This is a genomic window from Phytobacter ursingii (assembly GCF_001022135.1).
Taxonomy (GTDB): domain Bacteria; phylum Pseudomonadota; class Gammaproteobacteria; order Enterobacterales; family Enterobacteriaceae; genus Phytobacter; species Phytobacter ursingii.
Genome location: NZ_CP011602.1, coordinates 3451229 through 3464310, shown reverse-complemented (window position 1 = coordinate 3464310; position 13082 = coordinate 3451229). Strand labels below are relative to the sequence as shown.

Below are 13082 nucleotides of genomic sequence, written 5' to 3'. Positions count from 1 at the left end.
CGCGTGCTGGAACGGCTGTCATGGAAAAGGCTGGTACTCGAACTCATCCTTTGTTGTCTACCTGCTGCGCTGCTCGGCGCTTTTTTTGGTTATCTGCCCTGGTTTTTACTGGCGGCAGTCACCGGGTTACTGGCCTGGCATTTCTGGAATTTAATGCGTCTTTCCTGGTGGTTGTGGGTCGATAAAAGTATGACTCCCCCCCCGGGGACGGGAAGCTGGGAACCGCTACTTTATGGTCTGCATCAGATGCAGATGCGTAACAAAAAACGTCGTCGCGAGCTGGGTAATCTGATCAAACGTTTTCGTAGCGGCGCGGAGTCGTTACCTGATGCGTTAGTGATGACCACCGAAGAGGGTGCTATTTTCTGGTGTAATGGCCTGGCGCAGCAATTATTGAATCTACGCTGGCCGGACGATAACGGACAAAACATTCTCAACCTGCTGCGTTATCCGGAATTTACCCGCTACCTTAAAACGAAAGATTTCGCCCGCCCGCTTAATCTGGTGCTTAACAGTGGTCGCCACCTGGAGATCCGCGTAATGCCCTACAGCGAGCAGCAGTTATTGATGGTGGCGCGTGATGTGACGCAAATGCATCAGCTTGAAGGGGCGCGGCGTAACTTTTTTGCTAACGTCAGCCACGAGCTACGCACACCACTGACGGTATTGCAGGGCTACCTGGAAATGATGCAGGAGCAGACGCTGGAAGGGCCACCGCGTGATAAGGCGCTGCACACCATGCGTGAGCAGACATCGCGAATGGAAGGCCTGGTCAAACAGTTACTGACACTCTCCAAAATAGAAGCGGCGCCGACTTTACCGCCGAATGAGATTATTGATGTGCCGATGATGTTGCGTGTCGTCGAGCGCGAGGCGCAGACGTTAAGCCAAAAGAAGCATGAGCTTGAATTCATCGTCGACAATGGCCTGAAAGTGCTGGGTAATGAGGATCAGCTACGCAGCGCGATTTCGAATCTGGTCTATAACGCCGTCAACCATACGCCAGCGGGCACGCACATTACCGTGCGCTGGCAGCGTGCGGCCTCTGGCGCGCAGTTTATCGTTGACGATAATGGGCCGGGCATTGGACCTGAACATATTCCTCGCCTGACAGAGCGCTTTTACCGGGTCGATAAAGCGCGTTCGCGGCAAACCGGCGGCAGTGGTCTGGGGTTGGCTATCGTAAAACACGCGCTTAACCATCACGAAAGTAAGCTTGAGATCGACAGTACGCCGGGCAAAGGCACCCGTTTCAGCTTTACCTTACCTGCACGTCTCGTCGCGAAGAACGCAAGCTGACACCTCAGGTGTCAGCTTTTCTTTCCACTTCTGTCATTGACCCGCTTTTCTCTCTTCGTTTTCCCCGAATCTTCAAACAAATTATGTCTCTGGCTATTTTTTGTTCGCATGATTAGCCATCCGTTTTTCTTATATACAGTATCTTCATCTGGCATTTATTGTAGAGTTGGTATAACCATCTGGTTTTGCGATCCCTTATTGCCTTTAAACGTTATAAGCGTTTAAATTGCGCCCCGTATGTCGTCAGACCGACTGTATTTGCGTGGTAAATCGAAAAACTATTCTCCGTCACGCAATGTGGGAAGTGTTTCCCGCTACGTTTTAAGGTTATTTCCGCCCTAATGTTCCGCTGAAATAAGGCGAAAATTTCAACATTTACAACATCACATCCACAGGCAGTAAACGTTTATGACCCATCATTTAAAACCACGAGACATTGTTGCTCTGGGCTTTATGACTTTCGCGTTGTTCGTCGGCGCCGGAAATATCATTTTCCCCCCGATGGTTGGTTTGCAGGCGGGCGAGCACGTCTGGACCGCCTCAATTGGCTTTCTGATTACCGCTGTGGGGCTGCCGGTTCTGACCGTCGTCGCGCTGGCGAAAGTGGGCGGTGGGGTTGATAGCCTCAGTACTCCGATTGGTAAAGTCGCGGGTGTACTGCTGGCCACCGTTTGCTATCTGGCGGTGGGGCCGCTATTTGCCACGCCGCGTACCGCGACGGTATCGTTTGAGGTGGGGATTGCGCCGCTGACCGGTGAAGGCTCACTGCCGTTGCTGATTTATAGCATTATCTACTTTGCGCTGGTTATTCTGGTGTCGCTCTACCCTGGCAAGTTGCTGGATACCGTCGGGAATTTTCTCGCGCCGCTGAAAATCATCGCGCTGATCATTCTTTCCGTTGCTGCCATCATCTGGCCAGCCGGTCCGATTAGCCATGCCATGGATGCTTATCAGCATGCAGCATTCTCGAACGGTTTTGTGAATGGCTATCTCACCATGGATACGCTGGGCGCGATGGTGTTTGGTATCGTTATCGTTAATGCGGCGCGTTCACGCGGCGTAACGGAAGCCCGCTTACTGACCCGCTATACCGTCTGGGCTGGCCTGATGGCCGGCGTTGGCCTGACGCTGTTGTATCTGGCGCTGTTCCGTCTGGGTTCCGATAGCTCGACGCTGGTGGATCAGTCAGCCAATGGCGCGGCGATTTTGCATGCCTATGTTGCCCATACCTTTGGTGGTGCAGGCAGTCTCCTGCTGGCTGCGCTGATTTTTATCGCCTGCCTGGTAACGGCAGTGGGCCTGACCTGCGCTTGTGCAGAGTTCTTCTCGCAGTATCTGCCGCTCTCTTATCGGGCGCTGGTGTTTATCCTGGGCATCTTCTCCATGGCGGTGTCGAATCTGGGGCTGAGCCATCTGATTCAAATTTCTATTCCAGTGCTGACAATGATTTATCCGCCGTGTATCGCACTTGTGGTGTTAAGCTTCACGCGCTCCTGGTGGCACAATTCGACCCGCGTGATTGCGCCAGCGATGTTTATCAGTTTGGCCTTTGGCGTGCTGGACGGTATCAAAGCGTCTGCGTTTAGCGATATGCTCCCGGCCTGGACTCAGCGTCTGCCGCTGGCGGAGCAGGGGCTGGCCTGGTTGATGCCGACAGTGGTAATGGTGGTTCTGGCAGTGTGCTGGGATCGTGCCGCCGGGCGTCAGGTGACATCCAGCGCCCATTGATTGCATAATAAGGTTTACTAACCACGGGACGTTAAATCCCGTGGTTTTTTGTTTTTTTTACATCCTGGAACAGGAAACCATGGAAAGTACGAACAAGCTAAAGCGAGGTCTTAGTACCCGGCACATTCGCTTTATGGCCCTGGGGTCGGCGATTGGCACCGGGTTGTTTTACGGTTCCGCCGATGCCATCAAAATGGCCGGGCCAAGTGTATTGCTGGCCTATATCATCGGTGGGGTGGCGGCGTATATCATCATGCGCGCGCTGGGCGAGATGTCAGTGCACAACCCGTCCGCCAGTTCATTTTCCCGTTACGCGCAGGAAAACCTCGGGCCCTTGGCTGGTTATATCACCGGCTGGACCTATTGTTTCGAAATCCTGATTGTGGCGATTGCCGATGTGACGGCCTTTGGCATTTATATGGGCGTCTGGTTTCCCGCCGTACCGCACTGGATCTGGGTGCTCAGCGTGGTGCTGATCATCTGTGCCATCAATCTGATGAGCGTGAAGGTCTTTGGCGAACTGGAATTCTGGTTCTCCTTCTTCAAAGTCGCCACCATCATCATCATGATTGTCGCGGGTTTTGGCATTATCATCTGGGGGATTGGCAACGGCGGTCAGCCTACCGGTATCAGTAACCTGTGGAGCAACGGCGGTTACTTTAGTAACGGCTGGCTGGGAATGGTGATGTCGCTGCAAATGGTGATGTTCGCCTATGGCGGTATTGAAATCATCGGCATCACCGCCGGGGAAGCGAAAGACCCGGAGAAGTCCATTCCACGCGCAATCAACTCGGTGCCGATGCGCATTCTGGTGTTCTACGTAGGGACGCTGTTTGTCATTATGTCTATCTACCCGTGGAACCAGGTGGGGACCGACGGCAGCCCGTTCGTGCTGACTTTCCAGCATATGGGGATTACCTTCGCGGCCAGTATTCTTAACTTTGTCGTCCTGACGGCCTCACTGTCGGCGATTAACTCCGATGTGTTTGGCGTGGGGCGTATGTTGCACGGTATGGCGGAGCAGGGCAGTGCGCCCAAAGTGTTTGCCAAAACGTCCCGTCGCGGCATTCCGTGGGTCACCGTCATGGTGATGACGATCGCGCTGCTGTTTGCGGTTTACCTCAATTACATCATGCCGGAAAACGTCTTCCTGGTGATTGCCTCGCTGGCGACGTTCGCCACCGTATGGGTGTGGATCATGATCCTGCTGTCGCAAATCGCTTTCCGCCGCCGTTTGTCGCCGCAGGAAGTGAATGCCCTGAAATTCAAAGTGCCGGGCGGTGTCGCCACTACCGTGGTCGGCCTGGTTTTCCTGGTCTTTATTATTGCGCTGATTGGCTGGCACCCGGACACGCGTATTTCGCTGTATGTGGGCTTTGCGTGGATTGTACTGCTGCTCATTGGCTGGATGTTTAAGCGCCAGAAGGCGTAGATCCGGTTACGCCCGCTAGCGTCTTGCTGGCGGGCAACGACCTCCCCCCTTTCCATACCCTTCGCCGCCCCGTTTCCGGTTCGCGTCCCGACACGCTATTTATCACCCTCACGACAGCGCTGGTCGCCACCCGTCGCGCGCTGACATTTCATCTGCGCCCCGGCTCTCAACCCCCTAAAAAAGCAGAAAAGATGAGCTGGTAAGACTAGATTTGTGCAAGAGTGAGGTCATTTTTGACATAGGGGAAAGTCGATGTTGCAAGCCTGGCATCTGCCTGTCGCGCCGTTTGTAAAACAGAACAAAGATCAACTGGTCATTACACTCTGGCTAACCGGAAGTAAGCCCCCATCTCGTGTCACGTTACGGACCGAGATAGACAATGAAGAGACGGCGATACCGATGCGGCGGGTCCGCCTGGCGCCAAAACCTGGCGTGACGGCGTGGCGTGCGGCCGTCTCGCTGGAAAGCGGGCAGCCGCGGCGACGTTATAGCTTTAAGCTGCTGTGGGATGACCGCCAGCTGTGGTTTACGCCGCAAGGGTTTAGTCAGTTTCCTCCTGCGCGGCTGGAGCAATTCGCCGTCGATTACCCTGACAATGGACCGCAGTGGGTGGCGGAACAGGTGTTCTATCAGATCTTCCCCGATCGTTTTGCCCGCAGCGAACAACATGCCGATCAGCAGGACAACGTTTACTATCACCACGCCGCAGGCCAGGAGATCGTGCTGCGCGACTGGGATGAACCCTTAAGCGCAGAAGCCGGCGGTTCGACTTTTTACGGCGGTACGCTGGACGGTATCAGCGAAAAGCTGCCTTATCTGCGTGAACTGGGCGTGACTGCACTCTATCTTAACCCGGTCTTTGTCGCCCCCAGCGTGCATAAATACGACACGGAAGATTATCGTCACGTTGACGCGCGTTTTGGCGGCGATCAGGCGCTGTTTCGTCTACGTCGTAATACACACCACATGGGGATGCGTCTGGTGCTGGACGGGGTTTTTAATCACAGCGGTGATTCACATGCCTGGTTTGACCGGCACAACCGCGGCACCACAGGTGCCTGCCATAACCCCACTTCCGAATGGCGCGAATGGTACAGTTTTGATGAGAATGGCCGCGCACGCGACTGGCTGGGCTACCCAAGCCTGCCAAAGCTGGACTACCAGGCACATACGCTGGTGGAAGAGATGTACGAAGGTGAAGACAGTGTGGTTCGTCACTGGCTGAAGGCGCCCTGGAATATGGATGGCTGGCGGCTGGATGTGGTGCATATGTTGGGTGAAGGGGGAGGTGCGCGCAATAACCTGCAACATGTCGCCGGGATAACCAAAGCCGCCAAAGAGACGCTGCCTGAGGCCTATATCGTCGGTGAACATTTCGGCGATGCGCGCCAGTGGTTACAGGCGGACGTGGAAGACGCGGCCATGAACTACCGTGGTTTTACCTTCCCGGTATGGGCATTTCTGGCGAATACCGATATTTCAATGGATCCGCAGCGGATTGATGCGCAAACCTGCATGGCGTGGATGGATAATTACCGCGCCGGGCTTTCGCATCAACAGCAGTTGCGCATGTTCAACCAACTGGATAGCCACGACACGCCGCGTTTTAAAACGGTGTTGGGGAAAGATGTGGTCAGGTTGCCGCTGGCGGTGATTTGGCTGTTTACCTGGCCCGGCGTGCCCTGCATTTATTATGGTGACGAAGTTGGGCTGGACGGCGCCAACGATCCCTTCTGTCGCAAACCTTTCCCATGGGACAAAGCAAAACAGGACACGGAACTGCTGGCGCTCTATCAGCGGATGTCCCGTTTGCGCAAACGTAGTCGGGCGCTCTGTTATGGTGGATGCCACGTTATCTACGCCGAAGAGAATGTGGTGATATTCTTGCGTCTGTATCAGCAAGAACGGGTGCTGGTGGCTGTTAACCGTGGTGAACCCTGCGAAGTTGTCCTGCCGGCGTCGCCGTTACTGGATGTTAAAGTCTGGCATAACAAAGAGGGCAAGGGCGCATTACAGGACGGGGTGCTATCGTTACCGGCAATCTCTGCATCAGTATGGCAGGGGAACTAATTTTACCTTTATTAAAACGGGCGTAAGTAATTACGTCCGTGTTTTAATAGATTATATTTTATTTGTAGTTTACGTTTTTTCTTATTAATTTGGTAGTATTTGATTTATAAATATATTTTGTTTGTTTTTGCTTGGGTATTCACAGAGTGAATTTTTCGTCCTTAATTATATCTATTTTACATGTTTAAGTAAGTTGATTTTTATTCATGTCTTCAGTATTTTTACTGTCTGGATTTGCTGTTCATTATTTTATTATGTGGTTGAGAATAATATCATAAGGATGTGAATGTTGTTTAAGCTTATTTTGTTGTCACTATTGTTAGCTGCAAATGTCGCACTGGCGAATACAGTTTCGTGCACACCAAATAGTGGGCTGGCCGAAAGGTCAATTACTGTACCTCTGGGGGGAATTAAGACCACGCCATCTGAAGGTTCTTACAATCAGCCATTATATACTTTTAGCGCCTATTTTATGGGTAATATCAAGCTTGATTGTAATTCATCAGATGGCTTCGCAACGCCAGCATCAAGAACTGCATTTATTACCTCCAGCAGTGGCGGTCTTCCCGCATTGGAAATGAATACTTTATACCCTCAATATATTTATTCTACATCGGCAGCAGGAATCGGTGTCTCATTTTCCTATCATGCAGGAAATACTGGACTGTCAACTAAAAATAACCCGGCAATATTGAATGCCTCTTTTGACAGTAATGGTAATTATTCATGGGCAGATAGGCTTGATATTACTGTTTGGAAATTAGGTTCATTCCCTGTTAATGCGCGTTCTGATAATAGCTACATGATCAATGATACTTTTCAGTTTGTTCATGCTATGACTCTTTTAAATTCAAATAGTACCTTTTCTACGTTTCCTTTTCCCGAAGCTGGTGTTTTCAATAGTTGGGTAATCAACAGGGTAAATATTACTTTTAGTGGTGCGATGGAAATAGTACGAGGAACGTGTAATATCCAGAATAAGACGGTGTGGATGGGGCACCACCCGCTTAATGCTGTGAGTCAATCATCTCCCTGGAAAGATGCGAGTTTCACTGTTAACTGCAATACAGCATGGGGGTTGGATCAGATAGATAACTACTCAGACTCTCACACCTATATAAATACAGTATCGAGGGTAAATAATTGGGGGTATATAGTCACTGTTCTGCCAAGGACAAATGTTATTGATAATACCAATGGCATCATTGCACTAAAGAGTGGTGGGGCTCAAGGTTATGGCCTTCAGTTGGCCTGGGGGAAACCTGCTTCTCAAACATCCGCTGGTCAACCTGCGAATCCAGTGTTATTCAACAGCCAAAATTTGGGGCTTTTATACCCGACATCGGATTCCCTGAATTTGAACACGGTGCCACGCCTCAGCAAGAATTTAATATGTCCGCCCGCTATGTCCGCTTGCCTGGCGAGACTGTGCAGCCAGGTGATGCGAACGCAAGTGTGGAAGTGGTAGTAACATATCTTTGAAGTGGAAAACGTAAAAATGCACTAGCAATGCATCAAGGAGTCCTTCCTTTACACCATCACTTTCATTCTTTATCTTCACATTCATCGTTTTTGACCCCGCTTCGGTAAATTTTTGTGCCAAAGTATATGCACGCTCCGGAATGAAGGTGAAATCATGGATGGACTGGTACTGATAGCCTGTACTGTGTTGTTTATATTGCTGGTGGTTATCCCGGTAATGTCGATTCTGGCTTACCGGCGTAGTAATGCGGCCAGAGAGGAGTTGTCGCGCCTGCGCCAGCGTGTGGACTTGCTTGAACAGCAGCTTAGCGGGCGAGTGGTGAGTGAGGCGCCGATCGCGCAAGAGGCTGCTTTACCTGTTGATTCGCCTGAGGAGGTTATCTCACCTGAGGCTGCTGTACCTCAGCCGGAACCCGAGCCAGTAGCGCCCGAACCCGTTCCGGCGGTGCCTGAACCCGCTCCGGTGAATGTCTGGGCGCGAGGAACGCCGGCGGCCGCCATTTCGGCCAGAGGGGCCGTTCCCGTACCGGAACGCGATGATCCCGTACCCATTGGCCAGGCTGGCGGGATGGTTACCTCGCTGGTGCGCTGGTTTATGCAGGGGAACCCGCTGGCAAAGCTGGGTATTATTCTGCTGTTCCTCGGACTGGCCTTTCTCTTTCGTTATAGCGTCGAACGCTCGCTTTTCCCGCTGGAGCTGCGTCTGGTCGTTGCCGCGCTGGGCGCGATGGCACTTTTATTCCTCGGCTGGCGTTTACGCCACAAACAGCCTGTCTTTGCCTTAATTTTACAAGGTGGCGCAACAGGCGCGCTCTATTTAACGGTCTTTGGCGCGTTTCGACTGTGGCAGATGCTCCCCATGTCGCTTTCGTTTGCGCTGTTATTGCTGATTTGTGCGGCCAGCGTCGGGCTGGCGGTGCTACAGCGCGCGTTAAGCCTGGCCATGCTGGCGAGCCTTGGTGGTTATGCCGCGCCGCTGTTGTTATCCTCGGGCGGCGGCAGTCATGTCACGTTATTCTCTTTCTACTTATTACTGTCCGTCGGCATCCTGGCAATCAGCGTCTGGCAGCACTGGCGTGAACTCAACCTGCTGGGGATGTTCTTCACCTTCGGCGTGGGTGGCCTGTGGGGCATCGCCGACTACCGACCTCAGTACTATCTGAGCTGCCAGCTCTTCCTGATTGCTAATCTGGTGATTTTTGGCGTATTAAGCGTGGCGTTGTCGCTGCGGGCGCAAAAGAAAGGCCGACGAATTATTGATGGCGTGCTGCTCTTTGCTCCGCCGCTGGTCGGGTTTGGCATGCAATATGCCATCACACAGCACCTGACATATGGCCCGGCACTCAGTGCGCTGGGCTACGGCGCGTTTTATATGTTATTGGCCTGGGGGGCCTTAAAACGCTTCCCTGGCGCGGGTAAACCGCTGGTTCTGGCGGCGCTGGCGCTTGGCGGCGCGTTCACCACGCTGGCTATTCCGCTGGCGCTTTCGGCCCGCTGGACGGCGATGGCCTGGGCGCTGGAAGGGTTGGGTGTGCTGTGGCTTGGCGTGATGCAAGGGCAGCGTCGCATGAGCTATAGCGGTACTGGCTTGCTGGTACTGGCGCTCGGCAGTGCACTGTGGGCGATGACCGACGGCACAACGGCGCTCTCGGTGATGGTGATTTTTGCGGTATTGAGCGCGACCTGGCTGGTTGCCGCCAGACTGTGGCGTCGACTGCCTGCGCCGGGAAGTCTGGTACTGCTGGCGGGCGGCATCGCCTTCTGGCTGGTGGCGCTCTGGGGGGCGTCTGACGGGTTGCTCAATAAAGGCATTCCGGCGGGGGTACTGGGTCTGCTGGCGCTCTCTGTCTGGGGCTGGCGCTATATGGCGCGGCGGCTTCACTGGCGGGCATTACACTATGCTGTATGGCTGCTCTGGCCCGTGATGCTGGCGGTTTTACTCTGGCAACTGACTATCGAGCGGCAATTGCTGGGGGCGGGCTGGCAAAATCTCACCTGGTGCGTGGCGCTGCCTTCGGCGTATTTGTTGTTACATCGGGAGCGCAGAGTCCCGGCCCGGTTGTCGCAGGGGCTGCATATTTCGCTGCTGTGGATGATTTTACTGGCGGCGGGAACCGAGCTTTTCTGGTTTGTTGACGCGCTCCCCTGGGGAATGGATGCCTGGCGTATCGGCCTGCCGATGGCGGCTGGCGGCATAGTTATCCTGCTGCTTCATGGCGGCATTCGTCGCGGCATCTGGCCGCTACGCGTCTGGCCTGCGCTCTATGGTCAATGGGGACCACTGCCGCTTATCCCGCTGTTAATTGCTCTGCTGGTGGCAGGTAATATGCACGACGGGCGCGTTATTCACTCCCTTTATCTGCCGTTGGTTAACCCGCTGGAAGAGGGGGCAGCCTTCGCGCTGCTCGGCGTGTGGTTCTGGTGTCGTTATGTGCGACCGCGCCTGCCTGTGACCGTGACGCCGTTGGTTTCGCCAGCGCTGCTGGCGCTGGCCTTCTGGTGGATTAACGGGCTATTGCTGCGCCTGCTGGCGCACTATGGCGGTGTGGACTGGGATAGCGAAAGCGTGTGGAATTCCCGTCTGATACAGACCAGTTTTGCGCTGTTCTGGATGCTGGCGGCGCTGGTGATCATGCTGCTGGCTACCCGGCGTGGGTCGCGGCGCCAGTGGCTCGGCGGCGCGGCGCTGCTGGGGGTTGTCATCGTGAAATTAATGCTGGTAGACAGCGCGGGCGGCGGCGGGCTGGCGCGGGCTATCGCCTTTATTGGCGTGGCGGTGCTGGTGTTAATCATAGGGTATTTCTCTCCCTTACCGCCTAAAGGTGCGAAGGTGTTCCGCGAGGAAGAAAAACCATGAAATGGAAGATAGCGATTTTTACCGGCGCGTTATGGTGCGCCGCCTTACCAGGGCTTGCCCAGGAAACTGCCCCGGAGTCGCCGCAGGATTACGCCTGGGGCCGGTCGCTGACGACAACGGCCTCATCGCCCTGGTATCGGGTCGCACTACCCGACGACGTCTACCAGCAAAGCGTCTGGCCCGATCTGCGCGATGTCCGGGTATTTAACCATCAGGGCGAGCGTGTGCCCTTTACGCTCCAGGTGCAGCAGGAGGTGCAGCCCGCACCGAAGGAGCAGGCCTTACGCCTTTTCCCGCTTGCCGCTTCACCTGTTGAAAAGCAGTCAGACGCCGGAGAACGGGTCTGGTTGCGTTCCCCGGAAGGTTACGAAATCAAGCTTGAAGGGGAACGTATTAACGCGCCGGGAGAGAGCTACCTGCTGGTGCTGCCGGATAACGTGCAAAGGAAGGGCGTAACACAGCTGCAGCTTGGCTGGGATAAGCCGGCAGCGAACTGGCAGGGGAAAGCGTCGCTTTACTACAGCAGTGATATGAAAGAGTGGGATTTAATGCAGGAAGATGCGCCGCTAATGGACGTTGCGAGCGGCAACGATCGTCTGACGCTGAATACCATCAATATCAGTTTGTCGATGGTTATCAACCCCCCGCGCTATTTACTGCTGGTGTTTGATAAGCCGCAGTTGCCTGTCACTCTGACCCGCGCAGTGGTGATAGAAAACCCGCAGTCGACGGAGATAACCAACGTGGCTCTGTTAGCCGCGGGGCGTGCGACTTCCCAGGATCAGGCGATTTACCACTGGGACAGCCCACAGCCTATAACCTCCATTTCTCTGAGTCTGGAAGAACGGGGGACATTGCCGGTGGAGATCGCCTGGCGCGCCTCCGCCGCCGAGGCGTGGCGGCCGCTTACTAAAACAGTGCTGTGGAATTTAGACAGCCAGATATCAGCGCCGATCCCCGTCGCGGTGGGTAACGTGCAGGAGATTCAGGTGACAACGGTTAACGCTCACCTGCCGAAAATTGTGCCGCAACTGACAGGGTTACGCCCGAGCCAGACGCTTATTTTTAATGCTCAGGGCAGTGGTCCGTACATTCTGGCGTGGGGGAATAAAGCGGCGCAAACCGCGGCAACGGATCTTGATGCGTTGATTCCTGCGGCTTTACGCCAGAAGCATGCGCCGGAAAGCCTGCCGGAAGCGTGGGTTGGTGAGGAGGTAAAACTGGGCGGTGAAACGCGTCTGAAAGCCACCTCACCGATTGAGCAGCGCAGCCAGTGGCTCACAGGTCTGGTCTGGGCCGCGTTGGTGCTGGGCGTACTGGCGCTGGCATGGATGGCGCTGCGTATATGGCGCGAGGTGAAAGAGAAGGCGTGATTACAGCGTCCTGGCTTCTGCCTGCGCCATCATGCGCGGGTAGAATTGCCAGAACTTCTCTTCAAGCCGCGAGTAGTGATCATCCAGATCCTGCCACGAGTCACGCAGGGCATCGAGTCGCGGTCGGCGGCTGGCCATGCCGTTCAGCACGCGCTGAATAAAATCCATCTCCCGGTAGCGTTCCAGCCAGCGCTCCGACCATAAATAATCATTTAAATTAACGAAACGTGGCGGGGCCTCCGGCAGGATCACACTGACTTGTGCATGTGCGTAGCCGACAAATTCGCTCAGCGGCATTGAAGGGGAGATCTGCTCCCAGTGGCGCGAGACGAAATGATCCCACATCACATCAAGTGTTATCGGTGCAACACGCCGCGTTTCAGGACGGAACCAGCCGCGCGCCTCTTTGACTTCCGGCAGGTTGTCGGTCAGTACGTCGATACGACGGTGCATATGGATGCCGGAAACTACCTCCGGCGCATAGTGTTCATCCGGATTGCCGCGAACAAAATCGGCCAGCAAATTACCGGAAAGCGAACTGTTGGCGAGGTGTGCGAGGTGCAGGTGCGCGAGAAAATTCATTTATCTACTTTATCCTTCACGTTGCTTCTTTGTTGGCTGCGCGTGCTCACCCCAGTCACAACTTTTTCTCTGCTCGTGGGGATTCTCTCGCTTGCCGCCGCGATGCACCTTGAATGATTGTGTGTATATATTTTTCATGAGATTCAAGCTGCAATTACCCGGTGGCGCGTGCTATTCCCGTCAGGATTGCCGGGGATTTTCGCTGCTGCCGCCATTTGTAATGCGAATTATTTAGAGTATATGAACTCTCCGGAGGGGT

General features: G+C 54.3%; 8 protein-coding genes. 7 read left to right on the top strand and 1 reads right to left on the bottom strand.

The features are described from left to right. Positions 1 to 3: 3 nt before the first annotated feature. The 7 genes from phoR to AB182_RS19940 all read left to right on the top strand — a co-directional run bounded on the left by phoR (position 4) and on the right by AB182_RS19940 (position 12241). A complete protein-coding gene (gene phoR / locus AB182_RS19965) occupies positions 4 to 1299 on the top strand; it encodes a phosphate regulon sensor histidine kinase PhoR (protein ID WP_047371616.1) in 1296 nt (431 codons plus the stop codon). Positions 1300 to 1707: 408 nt separating this feature from the next. Continuing rightward, a complete protein-coding gene (gene brnQ / locus AB182_RS19960; RefSeq protein WP_047371615.1) occupies positions 1708 to 3027 on the top strand; it encodes a branched-chain amino acid transporter carrier protein BrnQ in 1320 nt (439 codons plus the stop codon). Between the two features lie 79 nt (positions 3028 to 3106). Continuing rightward, positions 3107 to 4459: a proline-specific permease ProY gene (proY, locus tag AB182_RS19955; RefSeq protein WP_047371614.1), complete on the top strand. Its 1353-nt coding sequence runs from the start codon at positions 3107 to 3109 to the stop codon at positions 4457 to 4459. 252 nt (positions 4460 to 4711) lie between these two features. Further along, complete coding sequence (gene malZ / locus AB182_RS19950) at positions 4712 to 6529, top strand: maltodextrin glucosidase (RefSeq protein ID WP_047371613.1); 1818 nt, start codon at positions 4712 to 4714, stop codon at positions 6527 to 6529. Positions 6530 to 6815: 286 nt separating this feature from the next. Then, positions 6816 to 7997 carry a hypothetical protein gene (locus AB182_RS32690; protein ID WP_167337898.1) on the top strand — a complete coding sequence of 394 codons (1182 nt, stop codon included), beginning with the start codon at positions 6816 to 6818 and terminating at the stop codon, positions 7995 to 7997. 168 nt (positions 7998 to 8165) lie between these two features. Next, entirely contained in the window at positions 8166 to 10868 is a 2703-nt protein-coding gene (locus AB182_RS19945; protein ID WP_047371612.1) for a DUF2339 domain-containing protein, read from the top strand. Further along, positions 10865 to 12241: a DUF3999 family protein gene (locus AB182_RS19940; RefSeq protein ID WP_047371611.1), complete on the top strand. Its 1377-nt coding sequence runs from the start codon at positions 10865 to 10867 to the stop codon at positions 12239 to 12241. Before AB182_RS19945 ends, AB182_RS19940 begins: the two co-directional genes overlap by 4 nt. Here AB182_RS19940 and acpH read toward each other — a convergent pair whose 3' ends face one another. Next, the gene (gene acpH, locus AB182_RS19935) at positions 12242 to 12823 is read right to left on the bottom strand and encodes an ACP phosphodiesterase (protein WP_047371610.1); all 582 of its coding nucleotides are present in this window, start codon (positions 12821 to 12823) and stop codon (positions 12242 to 12244) included. Between the last annotated feature and the right edge of the window lie 259 nt (positions 12824 to 13082).

Bases quoted from the DNA above. Each gene is read 5' to 3' on its own strand.
- malZ (WP_047371613.1), top strand. From the start codon at position 4,712: ATGTTGCAAGCCTGGCATCTGCCTGTCGCGCCGTTTGTAAAACAGAAC.
- acpH (WP_047371610.1), bottom strand. From the start codon at position 12,823: ATGAATTTTCTCGCGCACCTGCACCTCGCACACCTCGCCAACAGTTCG.
- AB182_RS32690 (WP_167337898.1), top strand. From the start codon at position 6,816: ATGTTGTTTAAGCTTATTTTGTTGTCACTATTGTTAGCTGCAAATGTC.
- AB182_RS19945 (WP_047371612.1), top strand. From the start codon at position 8,166: ATGGATGGACTGGTACTGATAGCCTGTACTGTGTTGTTTATATTGCTG.
- AB182_RS19940 (WP_047371611.1), top strand. From the start codon at position 10,865: ATGAAATGGAAGATAGCGATTTTTACCGGCGCGTTATGGTGCGCCGCC.
- brnQ (WP_047371615.1), top strand. From the start codon at position 1,708: ATGACCCATCATTTAAAACCACGAGACATTGTTGCTCTGGGCTTTATG.
- proY (WP_047371614.1), top strand. From the start codon at position 3,107: ATGGAAAGTACGAACAAGCTAAAGCGAGGTCTTAGTACCCGGCACATT.